This is a genomic window from Parazoarcus communis SWub3 = DSM 12120, from assembly GCF_003226565.1.
Taxonomy (GTDB): domain Bacteria; phylum Pseudomonadota; class Gammaproteobacteria; order Burkholderiales; family Rhodocyclaceae; genus Parazoarcus; species Parazoarcus communis.
Window position 1 is genome coordinate 152,785 of sequence record NZ_QKOE01000001.1, and the last position, 18,404, is coordinate 171,188.

Sequence of the window (18,404 nt, forward strand, 5' to 3'; positions counted from 1 at the left end):
AGACACCATGCTGAACAGACGTGAATTCCTGAAATCTGCAGGCATCCTCACCGCCGGCAGCTCGCTGGTCGGGCTCGCGGGCTGCGCCAGCACCGGCAGCGGCGCGGGCGGCCATGTCGTTGTGGTCGGCGGCGGTTATGGCGGCGCCACCGTGTCCAAGTACCTGCGCATGTGGAGCAACGGCAGCGTCAATGTCACACTGATCGAACGCAATACCGACTTCATCTCCTGCCCGATCTCCAATCTGGTGATTGGTGGCGTCAAGGAGATGAAGGACATCACCGTCAGCTACGACAACCTGAAATCGAAGTGGGGGGTGCGCGTCCTGACGGACGAGGTAGTGGGCCTGGATCCGGCCAAGCGCACCGTCACGACCGCAAAGAACGGTGTCATCACCTATGATCGCGTCGTCCTGTCACCCGGCATCGATTTCATGTTCGGTGCAATCGAAGGCCTGGCCGGCAACGAGGCACTGATTCCGCACGCGTGGAAGGCGGGTCCGCAAACCGCGCTGCTGCGCCAGCAGCTGCAGGACATGAAGGACGGCGGCGTCTTCGCCATCCAGATCCCGAAAGCCCCCTATCGCTGCCCGCCCGGGCCTTACGAGCGCGCTTGCGTGGTGGCCAACTACCTGCGCCAGGCAAAGCCAAAATCCAAAGTGCTGGTGCTCGATGCCAACGGCGAGATCCAGTCCAAGAAACCTTTATTTACCAAGGCTTTCGAAAGCTACAAGGGCATGATCGAGTACCGCCCGAACAGCGAGATCCGCAGCGTCGACGCCAAGAGTCGTACCGCGGAGCTTGAGTTCGACAAGGTGCAGGCTGACGTGCTGAATATCATCCCTCCGATGCGTGCCGGCGACATCGCCACCAGATCGGGTCTGCCGCTGGTCAATGATCGCTGGGTCGACATCGATTGGCTGACCTATGAAGCCAAGGGTGTGCCCGGCGTCCATGTCATCGGCGACGCCTTGTTCCCCGCGCCGACCATGCCCAAATCCGGCCACATGGCCAACCAGCACGGCAAGGTGGTTGCCGCAGCCATCATCAATCTGCTCGCTGGCGAACCGCCCAACCCGAACCCGGTGGTCATGAACACCTGCTACAGCTTCGTGGACGCAAAGAACGTCATCCACGTCGCCTCGGTGCATCAGTACGACGCCGAAAAGAAGCAACCCATGCCCGTTGCCGGCGCGGGTGGCGTATCGGTGGCCGCCAACGAGATCGAAGGCAAGTACGCACTTGCCTGGGCACAGAACATCTGGGCCGACATGCTGGCGTAAGCACTGAGCGGATAGCCCGCATCATGCGGGCTATAGATGCAAAGAGGGCCGTGCGGCCCTCTTTTTCTGGATACGAGATGCGCCGGGTCAGTTCAGGGAGCTGATGTACAGGGCGACGGCCTTGATCTCGAGCTCGGAGAGCTTCGAGGCGATCGAATGCATGATCGCGTTGTCGTTGGTGCGCTCCCGCTTGTTGAACGAGCGTAGCTGACTTTCGGTGTATTGCGGCACCTGGCCCGCCAGACGGGGTAACTGGGACGTGCCCAAGCCCTTCTCTCCGTGGCAGGTGGCACAGGCCGCCACGCCAGCGTACTCATTTCCCCGCCGGAAAATGAACTGCCCGACCGCAGCCAGTTCGCCATCCTTGACCTCTTGCGGACGCGTCGGCTTCTGCTCGAAATACACGCCAAGCGCCAGCATTTCGTCTTCGGTCAACTCGGCTGACATATTGACCATGGTGTCGCTCTTGCGCTTGCCCGACTTGAAGTCCGCCAGCTGCTTGGCAATGTACTGGTAGTGCTGCCCTGCCAGCCGGGGATAGAGCGCAGTCGAGCTCTCACCTTCTGCACCGTGGCAAAGAAAACAGCGCCCCATGTTGATCTCCTCGGCACGCGCCAGATCGACCGGCGGAAAATCCGCCGCCACCACTGCCGCACTCAGCCCCAGGCCAGCCAGCCCGCCACACAGGGCGCCTTTCCATCCAGTCATCCTTGTCTCCCCCAGTCGAATGCTTCGAAACGAGCACGAGTAAAGAAGATTATCAGAATGCTTTAATACGCAAAACTTCATATCGGCGCATGTATCGCGCAAGCTCGCTTCAGCGCCAACCCAACTCAAGCATCCATGGCCCTTCCCCGCTGTCGAGCGCGGTCCGTACATAAGGCACCAGTTCAGCAGGCAGCCCGGTACGGACAAACCAGTCGATATGGTCACACTTCTCGGGCTCGAGCAGTCGCGGCTCACCCTGCCAGTGCAGCGCGCGGACAAAGAAATCGATCCGGTTGGTGTCGGACAGCCGATGAACAACCCCGAGCCAGACAAGGTCAGCCGCCAGCACCGTCAACCCCACCTCCTCGGCCAACTCGCGGCAAGCGGCTTGCAGTACCGATTCGCCAGGCTCGACATGTCCGCCCGGCAGACTGTAGAGCCCATCGAAGAAGCCAGTACCAGCCCGCCGCAGCAGCAGTACGCGGTCGCCCTGCTGACAAAGGATGTGAACGCCGGTGGGGATACCCGCATGCCCTCCCGCCAGACACCCCGCTGCCCCACCAACCGCAGACCGCGTACTCATGACGTCAGTGTTTGCCGGTACTACCAAAGCCGCCACTGCCACGCTCGCTATCATCGAAACGCTCTACCAGACGGAAACCGACCTGCAGGACCGGCACCACCACCAGTTGCGCAATCCGCTCCATCGGCTGGATGGTGAACACGTCACGCCCACGATTCCACACCGAGACAAAGATCTGCCCCTGGTAATCCGAATCGATCAGCCCGACCAGATTACCCAGCACGATACCGTGCTTGTGCCCCAGACCCGAGCGCGGCAGCACCATGGCCGCCAGGCCGGGATCCGCCAGGTGAATCGCGATGCCACTGGGTACCAGTGTGGTATCGCCCGGATGCAATAGCACCGGCGCATCGACGCAGGCACGCAGATCCAGCCCCGCCGCCCCCGCGGTAGCATAAGCTGGCGGATGGTCGCGCAGACGCGCGTCGAGAATCTTGACGTCGATTTGATGCATGCGAATAGTCCTCAAGCTTGGAGCTGACCGGCACCTGCGGGGAGCAGGCTGGCCAGGTGTTCGACAATGCGCTCTGCAATCACCGGCTTGGCGGCTCGCGGTAGCGGATGCTTGCCGGCATCGTCGTACAGAATCACGGTGTTGTCATCCCCACCCAGGCCGTCGGCCACCAGATTGCCTACCAGCAGAGGCAAGCGCTTGCTGCGGCGCTTGCCCTCGGCATAGCCGTCAAGATCACGGCTTTCCGCTGCAAAACCGACACAGAAAGGGGCGTTCGGCCCGCCGGCGACCTCTGCCAGGATGTCGGGATTGGGCGTCAAGTCGATACTGATCGAGGCCCCGGATTTCTTGATCTTGTGCTCGGCCGCCTGCACAGGCCGGTAGTCGGCAACCGCAGCGACGCCAATGAACACGTCAGCGCCAGGCAGCGCAGCAAAAACCGCATCGCGCATCTGTAACGCACTGCTGACCGACACCCTCCGTACGCCCAAGGGTGCCGGCAGCATCACCGGACCACTGACCAGCACGACTTCCGCTCCGGCACGGACACAGGCAGTGGCGATGGCATACCCCATCTTGCCCGAACTGCTGTTGGTGATGCCGCGCACCGGATCGATGGCCTCGAAGGTCGGGCCGGCGGTGATCACAACCTTACGTCCGGCCAGACGCTTCGGCGTGAAGAAGGCGCATACCGACTCGAACAAGGCCTCAGGCTCGAGCATGCGGCCCATGCCAACCTCGCCGCACGCCTGCTCGCCCGCCGCCGGGCCGACGATGACAGCCCCGTCGGCCTGCACCTGCGTCACATTGCGCCGGGTCGCGGCGTGCTCCCACATCTGGCGGTTCATCGCGGGCGCCAGCATCAAGGGGCAATCCCTCGCCAGACACAAGGTGCTCAGCAGATCATCCGCCCGCCCCTGCGCCAGTCGTGCGATGAAGTCGGCCGTAGCCGGCGCCACCAGTACCAGATCGGCGGCACGACCGAGGTCGATGTGCGCCATGTTGTTATCCATCCGCGGATCCCACAGGTCCGACCACACCGGATGCCCGGACACCGCCTGATAGGTGACCGCGGTCACGAAACGGGCGCCCCCCTCGGTGAGCACGACGTGAACCTCGGCACCGGCCTTGGTCAACAGGCGCACCAACTCCACCGCCTTGTATGCGGCAACCCCACCGGTCACGCCGATGACAACCTTGCGACCTTGCAGCTCATTCATGACATTAAGATAATACGGTTTGCATTCAACACAATGGGACTCCGAATGGCGATCACCGACTGGCCGGCAGACGAACGGCCGCGCGAAAAGCTGCTGTCTCGCGGCGCACAGGCGTTATCCGATGCCGAACTGCTTGCCCTCTTCCTGCGCGTCGGCATTCGCGGCCACAGCGCCGTCGACCTTGCCCGCAGCCTGATTGCGCGCTTCGGGTCGATCACCCGGCTGTGCCACGCCCGCGCGGACGAGTTCTCCGCCGTACCCGGCATGGGGCTGGCGAAGTATGCCCAACTGCAGGCAGTGATGGAACTGGCACGTCGAGCGCTGAACGAAGAGTTGGTCACCCGCGACCTGTTCGACTCCCCCACCGCAGTCAGGGACTGGCTGCGCCTGCGCCTGGGCCATCTGCCACACGAGACCTTCTGCATCCTTCTGCTTGATGCGCAGAACCGCTTGATCGACGCAGTCGATCTGTTCCGTGGCACCCTGACCCAGACATCAGTCTATCCGCGGGAAGTGGTCAAGCTGGCGCTGTCCCACAATGCCGCCTCGGTCATACTCGCACACAACCACCCCTCGGGAGCGGCCGAACCCAGCCACGCCGACGAACTGCTGACACGCGCCCTGAAAGATGCGCTCGCCCTGATCGATGTGCGCGTACTCGACCATTTCATCGTGCCCGCACATGGGCGCCCCTTGTCTTTTGCCGAGCGCGGACTGCTATGACGCCCTTTCCCAATGCAATCCTCACACATGCAAAAACCGATTATCCACTTGCCAAAACCTGGCCGATTACGCTATCCTCCAACGTTTTCGCAATCCGAATTCCCTGGAGCATCGTATGGCTCGCGTCTGCCAAGTGACCGGTAAAGCACCGATGGTGGGAAACAACGTTTCCCACGCTAACAACAAAACCAAGCGTCGTTTCCTCCCCAACCTGCAAAACCGCCGGTTCTGGAGCGAATCCGAGAACCGCTGGATCCGCCTGCGCGTATCCAATGCCGGTCTCCGGACCATCGACAAGAAAGGCATCGACGTCGTCGTTGCCGAATTGCGTGCCCGCGGCGACAAGCTCTAAGCCTCGGCGTTAACCCTGCGGCCCTGCGCCGCACCTGAACTGATTGGAGATCGCCATGGCAAAAGGCGGCCGCGAAAAGATCAAGCTGGAGTCCACCGCCGGCACGGGTCATTTCTACACGACTTCGAAGAACAAGCGCACCACCCCGCAGAAGCTCGAATTCAGCAAGTACGACCCGGTCGCGCGCAAGCACGTCCCGTACAAGGAAATCAAGCTGAAGTAATACACGACGGCAGGCTCCCGCCTGCTGTTGCGAACCCGGCAGCGGGTTACGCATGCTCCAGAAAAAAAGGCCACCATGCAGGTGGCCTTTTTGTTTGCATGGCTGATCGTGGCACAGCCACGGCGCCCGCAACAACGAATCAGGCGCGCTGAATATTCGAAGCCTGCTTGCCCTTGGGGCCCTGCGTAACTTCGAAAGAAACCTTCTCGCCTTCCTTCAGGGTCTTGAAGCCATTCATGTTGATGGCGGAGAAGTGCGCGAACAGGTCTTCGCTACCATCGTCAGGCGTAATGAAACCAAAACCCTTCGAATCGTTGAACCACTTAACAGTGCCGATTGCCATAATGCCTTAATCCTTCAAAGTGACTTGGTACAGCCCGGGCCCCTCCCGGACGGCGCATTCAATCAGACATCCGGAGCACTCCATCCGACGAACTGTCGCAATCCCGACAATCCGGCAACCAGCGCGCCTTCCAGCTGCACATGACCAATGCACGGTTGGTTTTTTACGCACTTGTCCGCACAGCGTCAACGGTTAATTGATCCGGACCACAACGCTGCGGCGCGTCATATTTCCCCCGGCAAAGCAATCAGAAAATGGCACGTTTCTGGCTTACCGGAATCATGCGTGTTGCACCATTCACGCATGAGCCTCTCATCAATAACCCTGTTTTTGACCCTGCTTCAGCTGTTGAACAGTGTGTTGCACTCTGCCTCGAGTTGATTAGAATGGGCCGCATGGCCACTCAGAAACAAGACGGATTCGTACTGGAATCGAAGCGGACAAGTACCCGTCCGCCTCCGCTCTACAAGGTACTTCTGCTCAACGACGATTTCACACCGATGGATTTCGTGATCGACGTGCTGCAGAAATTTTTTGGCATGGACCGCGAACGCGCCACACGGGTCATGCTCCAAGTGCACAGAGAAGGCGTGGGCGTATGCGGTGTGTTTCCAAGAGACATCGCAGCGACCAAGGTGGAACAGGTCGTTTCCCATGCCCGCCAGAACCAGCATCCGTTGGCATGCGTGATGGAGGAAAACTGAATGATCGCGCAAGAACTTGAAGTCAGCCTGCACATGGCTTTTGTCGAAGCCCGGCAGAAACGCCATGAGTTCATCACGGTGGAGCACCTGCTGCTCGCACTGCTCGACAACCCCTCAGCGGCAGAGGTGCTACGCGCCTGCGCTGCGAACATTGACGAGTTGCGTCGGGAACTGACCAACTTCATCAGTGAGCACACCCCGAAGGTCGAAGGCACTGACGAGATCGACACCCAGCCTACACTGGGTTTCCAGCGCGTCATCCAGCGCGCGATCCTGCACGTGCAGTCGTCAGGCAAGAAGGAAGTCACCGGCGCCAACGTGCTGGTGGCAATCTTTGGCGAGAAGGATTCGCATGCCGTCTATTTCCTCCAGCGGCAGAACATCTCGCGCCTCGATGTGGTGAATTTCATCTCTCACGGCATTGCCAAGTCGCCCCAGAACGGTGCAGGCAATGCCAACCGCAGCGAGCCCGAACAAGGCGAACAGGAGCAGGAGGAGAAAACCTCCGGTGGCGCCCTCGAGAACTACACCCAGAACCTCAACCAGCAGGTACTGATCGGCAAGATCGACCCGCTGATCGGACGTGACAAGGAAGTCGAGCGCGTCATTCAGACCTTGTGCCGCCGGCGCAAGAACAATCCCTTGCTGGTTGGCGAGGCCGGCGTGGGCAAGACCGCAATTGCCGAGGGCCTTGCACATCGCATCGTCGAGGGTCGCGTACCCGAGATTCTCGAAAATGCACAGGTCTACGCGCTGGACATGGGCGCCTTGCTGGCAGGCACCAAGTATCGGGGCGATTTCGAACAACGTCTCAAGGCGGTGCTCAAGCAACTGGTCGATAACAAGGATGCCATCCTGTTCATTGACGAGATCCATACCCTGATTGGCGCCGGCGCCGCGTCAGGCGGCACCCTGGACGCCTCGAACCTGCTCAAGCCCGCGCTGTCGTCCGGCCAGTTGAAGTGCATCGGTGCGACCACCTACAACGAGTTCCGCCAGATCTTCGAGAAAGACCATGCACTGTCGCGGCGCTTCCAGAAGATCGACGTGGTCGAGCCGTCGGTGGCTGAGACAGTCGAGATCCTCAAGGGACTGAAGACCCGTTTCGAGGAGCACCACGGCATCAAGTACTCTGCCTCCGCCCTGACCAGCGCGGCCGAGTTGTCGGCCAAGTACATCAACGACCGCCACCTGCCGGACAAGGCCATCGATGTCATCGACGAAGCAGGCGCAGCGCAACGCATCCTGCCGAAGTCGAAACAGAAAAAGACCATCGGCAAGACCGAGATCGAGGACATCGTTGCCAAGATCGCGCGCATTCCGCCGCGCAGCGTCTCGCACGACGACCGCGCCTCGCTGAAGACGCTGGACCGCGACCTCAAGAACGTCGTGTTCGGCCAGAACGCGGCCATCGAAGCACTGGCCAAGGCCATCAAGATGTCGCGCTCGGGCCTGGGCAATCCGCACAAGCCGATCGGCTCCTTCCTGTTTTCCGGCCCGACTGGCGTCGGCAAGACCGAAGTCGCGCGCCAGCTCGCCTACACGCTGGGCATCGAACTGGTGCGTTTCGACATGTCCGAGTACATGGAACGTCATGCGGTCAGCCGGCTGATCGGCGCACCGCCGGGCTATGTCGGCTTCGATCAGGGCGGCCTGCTGACCGAGCAGATCACCAAGAAGCCCCACTGCGTGCTGTTGCTCGACGAGATCGAGAAAGCGCATCCTGACATCTACAACATCCTGCTGCAGGTGATGGACCACGGCACGCTGACGGACAACAATGGCCGCCAGGCTGACTTCCGCAATGTGATCATCATCATGACCACCAATGCAGGCGCAGAGACGATGCAGAAGTCGGTCATCGGCTTCTCGGCCAAGCGCGAAGCGGGCGACGAGATGAGCGATATCAAGCGCATGTTCTCGCCGGAGTTCCGCAACCGTCTGGACGCAACGATCTCGTTCAAGGCGCTAGACAGCGAAGTCATCCTGCGAGTGGTGGACAAGTTCCTGATGCAGCTCGAAGCCCAGTTGCACGAGAAGAAGGTGGAAGCCCACTTCACGGACCAGCTCAAGGCCTGGCTGGCCGAGCAGGGGTTCGATCCGCTGATGGGTGCTCGCCCAATGGCCCGGCTGATTCAGGACACCATCCGGTCAGCCCTGGCAGACGAGTTGCTGTTCGGCCGTCTGGCCAATGGCGGCAAGGTGACGATCGACCTGGACGACGACGACAAGGTCAAGCTGGTATTCGACCAGACCGAAGCAGCAACCGTCTGACCCCTGTCATTGCAATGACCAAGCGGCTCTCCGGAGCCGCTTTTTTTCGCCCTTCTGCTGGCTGTTCGCCACCCCGCCCCTGGTTTATGATCGGCGCCTGAAAATATCCCGCCCAACGCTCCCCCACAAGGACTCAAGCATGAATATCCAGACAGCCGACCTGTGTGATGCCCATGAAGACGCCGTCAAGGTCGTTGCGCCAATGTTTGCCAGTTTTGGTGGCATCCCCGCTTTCGGTGGCCCGATCAGTACGCTGAAGCTGTTCGAGGACAACTCGCTGGTGCGCAAGGCCTTCGAATCCGCCGGCAATGGCCGGGTGCTGGTCATCGACGGCGGCGCTTCGATGCGTTGCGCGCTGGTGGGTGATCAACTGGCCGAGCTGGCGGTGAAGAACGGCTGGGCGGGCGTACTTGTTTACGGCTGCATCCGCGACGCCAAGGCAATCGGCGAGATGGCGCTGGGGGTGTTCGCACTGGGCACGCATCCGCGCAAGACAGTCAAGCGCAATACTGGCGAGATCGACGTTCCCGTCACCTTCGGCGGCGTCACCTTTACCCCTGGCGAATACGTGTACGCCGATGAAGATGGCGTCATCGTATCGGCGACTGCACTGCTCTGAAGCGCACAACCGCCATTACAGCACGCCGATTTTGCACTCGCTGTCGGGCTCAACCTGTGCGTTGCAACAGGCGGGGTCCGACTTTTCATTTCATCAGTCCAATTTGCGTTTCACAATACGGCATTGTTTTTTTAAGCAGCTGATTTTTAAATGAAAGATTTTTTCTTATATCTTATATAAGACATATTGCTGCTACGCAGAATGCCCCCTATACTGCTTCACAACCGATGCAGCTTTCTCCCTCGAAGCGAGTCGGTAATTTTGAACGGTTGAGTCGGCCCCCTGATCCCGCCTCACACCATGGTTGTCCCCCTTTTCAAACAGACAAGGAAGCATCATGACCCTGACCCGCGAACAGCAAATCGCCGCCCTCGAAAAAGACTGGGCTGAAAACCCCCGCTGGAAGAACGTCAAGCGTGGTTACACCGCGGCCGACGTCGTGCGTCTGCGTGGCAGCCTGCAGCCCGAGTACACCCTGGCTCAGCGCGGCGCCAAAGTGCTGTGGGAAAAGGTCAATGGCGGTGCCAAGAAGGGTTACGTGAATGCCTTCGGCGCCATCACCGCCGGTCAGGCCATGCAGCAGGCCAAGGCTGGCCTGGAAGCCGTTTATCTGTCCGGCTGGCAAGTCGCCGCCGACGGCAACACCTCCGAAACCATGTACCCGGACCAGTCGCTGTACGCCTACGACTCGGTGCCGACCATGGTTCGCCGCATCAACAACACCTTCAAGCGCGCTGACGAAATCCAGTGGTCGCGTGGCATCAACCCGGGCGACGAAGGCTTCATCGACTACTTCCTGCCGATCGTGGCCGATGCCGAAGCCGGTTTCGGTGGCGTGCTGAACGCCTTCGAACTGATGAAGAACATGATCGCCGCGGGTGCCGCCGGTGTGCACTTCGAAGACCAACTGGCCGCTGCCAAGAAGTGTGGCCACATGGGCGGCAAGGTGCTGGTCCCGACCCGTGAAGCCGTCGAGAAGCTGATCTCAGCGCGTTTCGCTGCCGACGTCATGGGTGTTCCGACCCTGATCCTGGCCCGTACCGACGCCGAAGCAGCCAACCTGATCACCTCCGACTACGACGAGAACGACAAGCCCTTCCTCACCGGCGAGCGTACTCAGGAAGGCTTCTACCGCGTCAAGAATGGTCTGGAGCAGTCGATCTCCCGTGGCGTTGCTTACGCACCGTATGCTGACCTGGTGTGGTGCGAAACCGGCGTGCCCGATATCGGCTTCGCCCGCGAATTCGCCCAGGCCGTGCTGGCTGCCTGCCCGGGCAAGCTGCTGTCCTACAACTGCTCGCCGTCCTTCAACTGGAAGAAGAACCTCAACGACTCGCAGATCGCTTCCTTCCAGGAAGAACTGTCGGCGCTGGGCTACAAGTACCAGTTCATCACCCTGGCCGGTATCCATGTCAACTGGTACAACACCTTCAAGTTCGCCCACGCCTATGCTCGCGGCGAAGGCATGAAGCATTACGTCGAAATGGTGCAGGAACCGGAATTCGCTGCTCGCGAACAGGGTTACACCTTCGTGTCGCACCAGCAGGAAGTCGGCACCGGCTACTTCGACGAAGTGACCACCGTCATCCAGGGCGGCTCGTCCAGCGTCAAGGCGCTGACCGGTTCGACCGAAGAAGAACAGTTCCACTAAGAAAAAATCTCCCCGGACAACGGGGGAGGAGACAGAAAGGCCACCCCACGGGGTGGCCTTTTTTCGTCATGCTGCCAAGGCCGTTTCTACGGACCTGCTGAACATTCTCTGACTGACCCAGGAGGCTGTCGGGCTTGAGGCCGATCTGCTGCGCCAGTGGGAGAAACGGTCCATATCCGCCCGTTTTTTTTCGTTGCATGGAATGACTATGCGCCTCAAAAACGGTCGAATCTGTCCTCGTTCTCCCTCTGCTCGCTACGATCGCTCAAGTCCGACAGCCTCCTGGGCGTGTCGCTCAGCCCCGGCCCGGCCCATAACCACGCCCTTCACCCTTTCCATGCATCGGACCATGGCCACCGGCCAGCTTGGCAAACTCGGCATCGAACACCGTTTTCTGTGCAGCCGACAACTTGCCATAGAACGCTTCGACCGCCTTGCGGGTATCGGCCATTTCAGTTTGGCGCAGCTTGCTCATTTCCTCCATGCGCTGCATGCGATCCACTGCCGTCTTCGGCGTGGCTTCCTTGCTGCGCGCCTCCATGGTTGCAACCATCTTGTCAGCACGTGCCTTCATTGCCGTCTTGAACGTCGCCCAATCCCCCTGCTGTGCTGGCGTCAGGGCAAGGGCCAGTTCCAGACGGGCAAGCTGAAGATCGGTACGCTCGGCCAATCGCACCTTCATCTGTTCCGGCGCCATGCGGTGCATGCCCATGCGCTCACCACGCGGACCATCGCAATCGCCACCACGGGCAAAGGCGGTTGCCCCCACGGCGGTGGTGGCAAACAGGGCGGCGGCAATGGAAGTCTTGATCCAGGTTTTCATGATGTTTCTCCTCTTAGGGTTTCTGCCTGGCGCCCGGTCGTTCGGGCGACGGAGCCATTTGATCACCTGGATGTAAGTCTCATATGTCGGGATCGGCCCGTTTTGCACCCTGATGTCTCCCCCGGCCACGCAGATACGCTGAGATACAAAGCACCCCGGCGCGCAGCTTAAGATACGGGACATGGAGAACACAGCATGAGCCATACACAAGATCACATTCTCATCGTCGACGACGACCGCGACATCCGCACCTTGCTTGCCGACTACCTGGAGAAGCAGGGTCTGCGCTGCACCGTAGCGGCCGACGGCCGGGAAATGAAGTCCGCACTGGAGCATCATCGGGTCGATCTGATCGTGCTCGACGTCATGATGCCGGGCGAAGACGGCCTGACCTTGTGCCGCAATCTGCGTGCAGGTGGCGGCAACCATGCGAACACCCCGATCCTGATGCTGACCGCACGTGGCGAGGACATGGACCGCATCCTGGGGCTGGAGATGGGTGCCGATGACTACCTGCCCAAGCCTTTCGTACCGCGAGAGTTATATGCGCGCATCCGCGCCATCCTGCGCCGCGCCCGTGCCTTGCCTCCCAACCTTGATGCAGCCCCACCGGCCAACGCGCGGGAACTGCACTTCGCCCACTGGCGGCTGGACACCGTCAACCGGCATCTGGTCGACGCACAGGGTACGGTCGTTGCGCTGTCCGGCGCAGAGTACCGCATGCTGGGCGTCTTTCTCGCCCACCCACAGCGAGTGCTGTCGCGCGACCAGCTCATGGAACTGACCCAGGGACGAGAGGCAGATGTCTTCGACCGCTCGATTGACCTGCTGATCAGCCGACTGCGTCAACGCCTGGGCGACAACGCCCGCGAGCCGGCAATCATCAAGACCGTACGCAACGAAGGTTATGTCCTGGCCTGCGAAGTCACGGCACAACGCCAGACCGTTGCAGACGCACCATGAAACTGCCCTGGCCACGCAGTCTGTTCGCGCGCCTGATGCTGATCTGGCTGATCGGCATCTCGCTGGTACTGGCGGTCAGCTTCGCACTATTCGTCGGCGAGCGCGATCGCGTCGGGCGGGATGCGCTGTTCGAGGGTATCGCCCAGGAAGTCGCAAACGTCGCCGACGTACTCGACCGTCTGGCCCCAGAGGAACGTGCGCGCTGGATCGACGAACTTGGACGCCGACGACTGCGCCTGAGCCTGAGACCACCGCCCGAGCATCTGCGCCCGCTCCCACCCGATCACCCCATGCTGCCGGCGCTACGGCGCGCCATGCCAGAGCGCAATATCATGCTCTTTGCACACAGCCGCGGTGACGGCCCCCACCCAGCCTTGTTGCTGAGCCTGAGCCTGCGTGACGGCAGCAGCGTCAGCGTCCGTCTGCCCGGTATCGCCCCGCTGGCCGAACTGCCGCCAGCCCCGCCTGGCCGCCTGCTGCCAGCGCTGGCGGCACTGCTTATCGGCGTCAGCCTGCTTACCTGGTTGGGTGTGCGTATCGCCACCCGCCCTCTGTCGCGAATGGCCGCGGCGGCGCGCGCCCTGGGTGAAGACCCCGACCGCCCGCCGATGGATACCCGCGGCCCGGTGGAGGTTGCGCAGGCCGCAGCAGCCTTCAACCAGATGCAACAACGCATCGGCGAGCATGTCCGCGATCGTACCCGCATCCTGGCGGCCATCTCGCACGACCTGCAGACGCCGATCACCCGCCTACGTCTGCGCGCCGAAATGATCGACGAAGAAACCCTGCGTACCAAGATCCAGGCAGATCTGGACGCGATGCAGTCCTTGATCAAGGAAGGGTTGACCTACGCCCGCAGCATGGAGGCCGACCGTAGCCGGCAGACGATAGACCTGAACGGACTGCTTGAAGCCCTGCGCGACGACGCCGTCGACATGGGCTGGTCGGTCGCGCTGGCGGGCACGCTGCGCACGCCCTTCGAGGGGCAGATTTCAGCGCTACGCCGGGCCCTGTGGAATCTGATCGAGAACGGCGTGAAGTTCGGCCAGCAGGTGGACATCCGTGTCAGCGAGACAAGTGACGGCCAGACGATCCTGATCCGGGATCATGGCCCGGGACTGCCGCCCGAAGAGCTCGAGAAAGTCTTCGAACCCTTCTACCGTACCGAAGCGTCCCGCAACCGCGAGACCGGCGGCACAGGTCTTGGCCTGGCCATCGCCCGCAATCTGCTGCGTACCCAAGGCGCCACCGTAACGTTGTCGAATCCGGCTGAAGGCGGCTTGCTGGCCACAGTGAAACTGCCGCGACGCCACTGACCATGCCCTCATCCGGAAGCAGATGCAGGCAGCACTCATCAAGAAGCCGGATCGACGAGACGTGTGCCCACCATAGGCGCAGCGCGTCCGACTCACACCCGATCACCCAGCGAGCTGATCACGATGGCGGCAGATAATGGTCGGCAAGTGCGGAGAACTCGGCAACCTGCGTTGCCACCCAGTCCGCGTCCCTCGCCAGTTCGTCGGCCATCAGGTCTGCGACCGCCGGAGCGAGTGCCTGCGCCACGCGGGCGTCCTGAAACAAGGCACGGTGCCGGCGCGCAAGCACATCTTCTACGGTTCGGGCCTGCTCGGCACGCACTGCGTAGCGTACCTCGGCCTCGGTCAGGCTGGCATCCTGCATCAGGCGCACACCAGCCCCCTGGATACGATCGAGCGCCTCACGATCACTGCCGTAGGGATCCATGCTGCCTGCCAGAGCACCATGCAGGCGCAGATCGGCCGTGCCCGAGTAGCGCTTTGGCAGACGCGCAAGGGATTGCGCAACATCGATGGCATCTTCGGCCATCAACCGATAGGTCGTCCATTTGCCCCCCAGCACACTGATCAGACCCTCGGCGGACACATCGACCAGATGCTCACGTGACAACTGCCGGGTGAGCGAGGCGTCACCCGCACCGATCAGCGGCCGCATGCCGGCGAAAATGCTGCGTACATCGGCAGACGAGGGCGCCCGCACCAGATAGCGTCGGGCGGTTTCCAGGATGAAGTCGATTTCGCCCGGCAAGGGCTCGGGCTCGAGTGGGCGATCGCTCCGGGGCGTATCGGTGGTGCCGAGCAGGCACTTGCCCTGCCACGGAATCATGAACAGCACCCGACCATCGTCGGTTTGCGGGATCAGCAGCGCATCCTTGCCAGGCAGGAAACCGGCATCGACCACCAGGTGAACACCCTGACTCGGCTTGAGCATGCGGGGGGCGTCGGCACGCGCCATCCGGCGCACATCGTCGGCCCACACACCGGTCGCATTGACCACCGCGCGACCCGACACCTTGAAGCGAGCACCGGTTTCCGCATCGGTGATCTCGACACCGGCCACCCGCCCGCCCTCCAGGATCAGGCCGGTGACCGGGCAATAATTGAGCGCCACCCCACCCAGGTCGGCAACGGTACGGGCCAGGGCCAGGGCCAGTCGGGCGTCATCGAACTGCGCATCCCAGTAGGCAATCCCGCCGCGCAAACCGCGAGGTTGTACCGTAGGGAGCGCCGCCACCGTACGTGCTGCATCCAGCACCTGACTGCGGGCAATGCCCCTGCGCCCGGCCAGCAGATCGTAAAGCCCGAGCCCGGCCGCCAGCATGGGCTTGTCGCGAAACCGGTAGGCCGGCACGACGAAGCGCAGGGGGTGAACCAGATGTGGCGCATTGTCGAGCAAGCGCGCACGCTCGGCCAGCGCCTCCCGCACCAGAGGAAGCTGCGCCTGGGCCAGATAGCGCACGCCGCCATGAACCAGCTTGGTCGCACGCGAGCTGGTCCCCTTGGCAAAATCCCGCGCCTCGACCAGCAGCACCGAATAGCCTCGCGCTGCGGCATCCACCGCACATCCCAGACCGGTCGCCCCCCCACCAATGACCACGATATCCCAAGTGATCGGCTCCGCCAGACGGGCCAGCATCGCCAGCCGGGTGCGCACACCGGCGCCCTTGCCGGGATCGCCGCTCATGTCGGCCTCCAGTTTCGCGCGCACGCCACTGCATCCGCCCACCGAGCGCGCTGCGTCGCACGCCAGTCCGCGTTGCGCTGCGGCTCAAAGACCCGGTCCTGCACCCATTGGCGCTCAAGCACGCCGCGGTCCGTCCAGACTCCGGCCCCCAGGCCCGCCAGATATGCCGCCCCGAGTGCGGTCGTCTCCAGCATCTGCGGCCTGACCACCGGCACCCCCAGCAAATCGGCCTGGATCTGCATCAACAGGTCGTTCGACGCTGCCCCACCATCCACCCGCAGTTCGCGCAAGTCACCCGTACCATCCAGACGCATCGCCTCGACCAGATCGGCGGTCTGCTGTGCGATCGCGTCCAGTGCAGCACGGGCAAGATGCGCTGCCGAGCTTCCCCGCGTCAGGCCAAACACGCTGCCGCGGGCCTGTGCATCCCAGTAGGGTGCCCCCAGGCCCGTGAAGGCCGGCACCATCACGACGCCTTCCGCGTCCGGCACCTGGGCCGCCAGCGCCTGCACATCGGCGGCACGCTCGATCACGCCCAGACCATCGCGCAACCACTGCACCACCGCCCCACCCATGAACACACTGCCCTCAAGCGCATGGCAAACCTCACCCGCCGATGCCCAGGCCACGGTCGTCAGCAGATGATGCCGGGAGACCACCGCCTCGTGCCCGGTATTCATCAACAAGAAGCAGCCGGTTCCGTAGGTATTTTTTGCCATGCCAGGCGAAAAACAGCATTGCCCGAATGTAGCGGCCTGCTGATCGCCACCGATGCCAGTCATCGGAATCGCTGCACCGAACACTTCGGGGTCGGTCTCTCCGCACTGGCCGATACTATCGACCACGGTCGGCAACACCGACGCAGGAATACCGAAGCAGTCAAGCAAGACCGCACCCCAATTGCGTGCCTGCAGATCGTAGAGCAGGGTCCGGGAGGCATTGCTCGCATCGGTGACGTGGAGCCGCCCGCCGCTCAAGTGCCACAGCAACCAACTGTCGATGGTGCCAAAGGCAAGCTCGCCGCGCTCGGCCCGCACACGCGCATCTGGCAGCCGATCGAGCAGCCAGGCCAGCTTGGTGGCTGAGAAATACGGATCGATCTCGAGCCCGGCGCGCTCGCGTACGAGCGCGCTCCAGCCCTGCTCGCGCAACTGCTCGCAGCGCTGCGCCGTGCGCCGGTCCTGCCAGACGATGGCGGGCGCCAGCGCCCGGCCGGTCGCACGCTCCCACAACACGGTGGTTTCACGCTGATTGGCAATGCCGATTGCAGCGATATCACCTGCCTTAAGCCCGGCCATCGCGATGGCTTGGCGGGCACAATCGAACTGGCTTGAGAGGATCTCGTGCGGATCGTGCTCCACCCATCCGGGCTGCGGATAGTGCTGCGTCAACTCGCGCTGCGCGCTGGAGCATACCCGCCCGGCGTCATCGAAGATCATCGCTCTCGAGCTGGTCGTACCCTGATCCAGGGCAAGGACATGAGCCATCCTTCACTCCCGATATGCATCTGGACCAAGGTTAGACCCTTGTCGCCCGGCTGAACAGGGCAATCGCATGATGTGCCGCAGTATGTTTCAATGGCAGGCTGTTCATTGCACTGCAACACGCCGACATGCCCGCCTTGTGGATGATCATCGCCAGTTTTCTGTTTGCCTGCATGGGCGTCTGCGTAAAACTGGGCGCAGCACGCTTTTCCACTGGCGAGCTGGTGTTCTATCGCGGCTTCATCAGCCTGCTGATGATGCTCGTGGCCGCCCGCGCCGCCAAGGTGTCATTGCGCACGCCGCACTGGCGCATGCAGCTGTCACGCAGCGTCTCGGGCTCGATCGCGCTGATGTGCTACTTCTTTGCCATTGGCCTGCTGCCACTGGCGACTGCCGCCACCCTGAGCTACACCTCACCGATCTTCGTCGCCATCCTGCTCGTGCTGCTGTTCGGCGAGCGCCTGCGCCCCAGCGCAGCACTTGCTGTACTGATCGGCTTTGCCGGTGTGGTCCTGTTGCTTCGCCCCACCCTGCAACCCGGACAGTGGCTGGGCGCCGTCGTGGGCCTGGGCGCCGGACTGATCGCAAGCCTCGCCTACATCAGCGTGCGCGAACTGGGTAAGGCGGGAGAGCCCGAGATCCGTACGGTGTTCTGGTTTTCGACGGTCACCACCGCACTCGGTGCCGGATGGGCGCTGGCCGACGCATTGCACCTGCCCGACGGTGAAGGGCTGGCGATACTGATCGGCGTCGGCCTGTTCGGCGGACTCGCGCAACTGGCGATGACGCGCTCTTATCGTCTGGGCAAGACGGTGGTCTCAGCTGCCTTCAGCTACAGCACGGTGATCTTTGCCAGCCTGTTCGGCATGCTGATCTGGGACGAAACCCTGCCGCTGTCGGCATGGCTGGCAATTGGGCTGATCATTGCCAGCGGCATCGCCGTCTCGCTGGCCTCGCGCACACGCGCAAGCGATTGAGCCCGGCGGCGTCCAGGGCTA

Annotated in this window: 19 protein-coding genes; 11 read left to right on the plus strand and 8 right to left on the minus strand. The window is 62.2% G+C overall.

From position 1 onward, the window contains the following. Positions 1-7: 7 nt before the first annotated feature. Positions 8-1,282 (plus strand): NAD(P)/FAD-dependent oxidoreductase, encoded by a 1,275-nt coding sequence (locus DNK49_RS00675; protein WP_110522393.1) that lies wholly within the window; start codon positions 8-10, stop codon positions 1,280-1,282. A gap of 87 nt (positions 1,283-1,369) precedes the next feature. Here the strand turns inward: DNK49_RS00675 and DNK49_RS00680 are convergent, their stop codons facing one another. From DNK49_RS00680 to coaBC, 4 genes are all read right to left on the minus strand, one after another. Continuing rightward, complete coding sequence (locus DNK49_RS00680) at positions 1,370-1,990, minus strand: c-type cytochrome (protein WP_110522394.1); 621 nt, start codon at positions 1,988-1,990, stop codon at positions 1,370-1,372. A gap of 109 nt (positions 1,991-2,099) precedes the next feature. Next, on the minus strand, positions 2,100-2,573 hold the full coding sequence (locus DNK49_RS00685; protein WP_110522395.1) for an NUDIX hydrolase: 474 nt from the start codon (positions 2,571-2,573) through the stop codon (positions 2,100-2,102). 4 nt (positions 2,574-2,577) lie between these two features. Beyond that, a complete protein-coding gene (gene dut / locus DNK49_RS00690; RefSeq protein WP_110522396.1) occupies positions 2,578-3,027 on the minus strand; it encodes a dUTP diphosphatase in 450 nt (149 codons plus the stop codon). Between the two features lie 11 nt (positions 3,028-3,038). Continuing rightward, positions 3,039-4,247, minus strand: coding sequence for a bifunctional phosphopantothenoylcysteine decarboxylase/phosphopantothenate--cysteine ligase CoaBC (coaBC, locus tag DNK49_RS00695; RefSeq protein ID WP_110522397.1), 1,209 nt, complete (start codon positions 4,245-4,247; stop codon positions 3,039-3,041). A 45-nt stretch (positions 4,248-4,292) separates the two neighbouring features. On the opposite strand from coaBC, the gene radC reads away from it, so the two are divergent. From radC to rpmG, 3 genes are all read left to right on the plus strand, one after another. Then, complete coding sequence (radC, locus tag DNK49_RS00700) at positions 4,293-4,970, plus strand: RadC family protein (protein WP_110522398.1); 678 nt, start codon at positions 4,293-4,295, stop codon at positions 4,968-4,970. A 115-nt stretch (positions 4,971-5,085) separates the two neighbouring features. Beyond that, the gene (rpmB, locus tag DNK49_RS00705; RefSeq protein ID WP_110522399.1) at positions 5,086-5,322 is read left to right on the plus strand and encodes a 50S ribosomal protein L28; all 237 of its coding nucleotides are present in this window, start codon (positions 5,086-5,088) and stop codon (positions 5,320-5,322) included. A gap of 55 nt (positions 5,323-5,377) precedes the next feature. Beyond that, positions 5,378-5,545: a 50S ribosomal protein L33 gene (rpmG, locus tag DNK49_RS00710; RefSeq protein ID WP_110522400.1), complete on the plus strand. Its 168-nt coding sequence runs from the start codon at positions 5,378-5,380 to the stop codon at positions 5,543-5,545. Positions 5,546-5,684: 139 nt separating this feature from the next. On the opposite strand, the gene DNK49_RS00715 is transcribed toward rpmG, so the two are convergent. Continuing rightward, a complete protein-coding gene (locus DNK49_RS00715) occupies positions 5,685-5,888 on the minus strand; it encodes a cold-shock protein (protein WP_110522401.1) in 204 nt (67 codons plus the stop codon). A gap of 395 nt (positions 5,889-6,283) precedes the next feature. On the opposite strand from DNK49_RS00715, the gene clpS reads away from it, so the two are divergent. The 4 genes from clpS (at position 6,284) to aceA (ending at position 11,136) form a co-directional block, all read left to right on the plus strand. After that, positions 6,284-6,592: an ATP-dependent Clp protease adapter ClpS gene (clpS, locus tag DNK49_RS00720; RefSeq protein ID WP_110522941.1), complete on the plus strand. Its 309-nt coding sequence runs from the start codon at positions 6,284-6,286 to the stop codon at positions 6,590-6,592. Then, on the plus strand, positions 6,593-8,866 hold the full coding sequence (gene clpA, locus DNK49_RS00725) for an ATP-dependent Clp protease ATP-binding subunit ClpA (protein ID WP_110522402.1): 2,274 nt from the start codon (positions 6,593-6,595) through the stop codon (positions 8,864-8,866). A gap of 139 nt (positions 8,867-9,005) precedes the next feature. After that, positions 9,006-9,485, plus strand: a complete 480-nt coding sequence (gene rraA / locus DNK49_RS00730; protein ID WP_110522403.1) for a ribonuclease E activity regulator RraA — start codon at positions 9,006-9,008, stop codon at positions 9,483-9,485. Positions 9,486-9,822: 337 nt separating this feature from the next. Then, on the plus strand, positions 9,823-11,136 hold the full coding sequence (gene aceA / locus DNK49_RS00735; protein WP_110522404.1) for an isocitrate lyase: 1,314 nt from the start codon (positions 9,823-9,825) through the stop codon (positions 11,134-11,136). Positions 11,137-11,431: 295 nt separating this feature from the next. Here aceA and DNK49_RS00740 read toward each other — a convergent pair whose 3' ends face one another. Further along, the gene (locus DNK49_RS00740; protein WP_110522405.1) at positions 11,432-11,959 is read right to left on the minus strand and encodes a Spy/CpxP family protein refolding chaperone; all 528 of its coding nucleotides are present in this window, start codon (positions 11,957-11,959) and stop codon (positions 11,432-11,434) included. Between the two features lie 195 nt (positions 11,960-12,154). Here DNK49_RS00740 and DNK49_RS00745 point away from each other — a divergent pair, with 195 nt between their 5' ends. Together DNK49_RS00745 and DNK49_RS00750 are read left to right on the plus strand one after the other, a co-directional pair. Further along, the gene (locus DNK49_RS00745; protein ID WP_110522406.1) at positions 12,155-12,922 is read left to right on the plus strand and encodes a response regulator; all 768 of its coding nucleotides are present in this window, start codon (positions 12,155-12,157) and stop codon (positions 12,920-12,922) included. Beyond that, positions 12,919-14,238, plus strand: a complete 1,320-nt coding sequence (locus tag DNK49_RS00750; RefSeq protein ID WP_110522407.1) for an ATP-binding protein — start codon at positions 12,919-12,921, stop codon at positions 14,236-14,238. Before DNK49_RS00745 ends, DNK49_RS00750 begins: the two co-directional genes overlap by 4 nt. Before the next feature lie 118 nt (positions 14,239-14,356). Here DNK49_RS00750 and DNK49_RS00755 read toward each other — a convergent pair whose 3' ends face one another. Together DNK49_RS00755 and glpK are read right to left on the minus strand one after the other, a co-directional pair. Continuing rightward, positions 14,357-15,922, minus strand: a complete 1,566-nt coding sequence (locus tag DNK49_RS00755; RefSeq protein ID WP_110522408.1) for a glycerol-3-phosphate dehydrogenase/oxidase — start codon at positions 15,920-15,922, stop codon at positions 14,357-14,359. Next, positions 15,919-17,409 carry a glycerol kinase GlpK gene (glpK, locus tag DNK49_RS00760; RefSeq protein ID WP_110522409.1) on the minus strand — a complete coding sequence of 497 codons (1,491 nt, stop codon included), beginning with the start codon at positions 17,407-17,409 and terminating at the stop codon, positions 15,919-15,921. The genes DNK49_RS00755 and glpK overlap by 4 nt, the downstream gene beginning before the upstream one ends. A 125-nt stretch (positions 17,410-17,534) precedes the next feature. Here glpK and DNK49_RS00765 point away from each other — a divergent pair, with 125 nt between their 5' ends. Then, positions 17,535-18,383, plus strand: coding sequence for a DMT family transporter (locus DNK49_RS00765; RefSeq protein ID WP_110522410.1), 849 nt, complete (start codon positions 17,535-17,537; stop codon positions 18,381-18,383). The last annotated feature ends 21 nt before the right edge of the window (positions 18,384-18,404 follow it).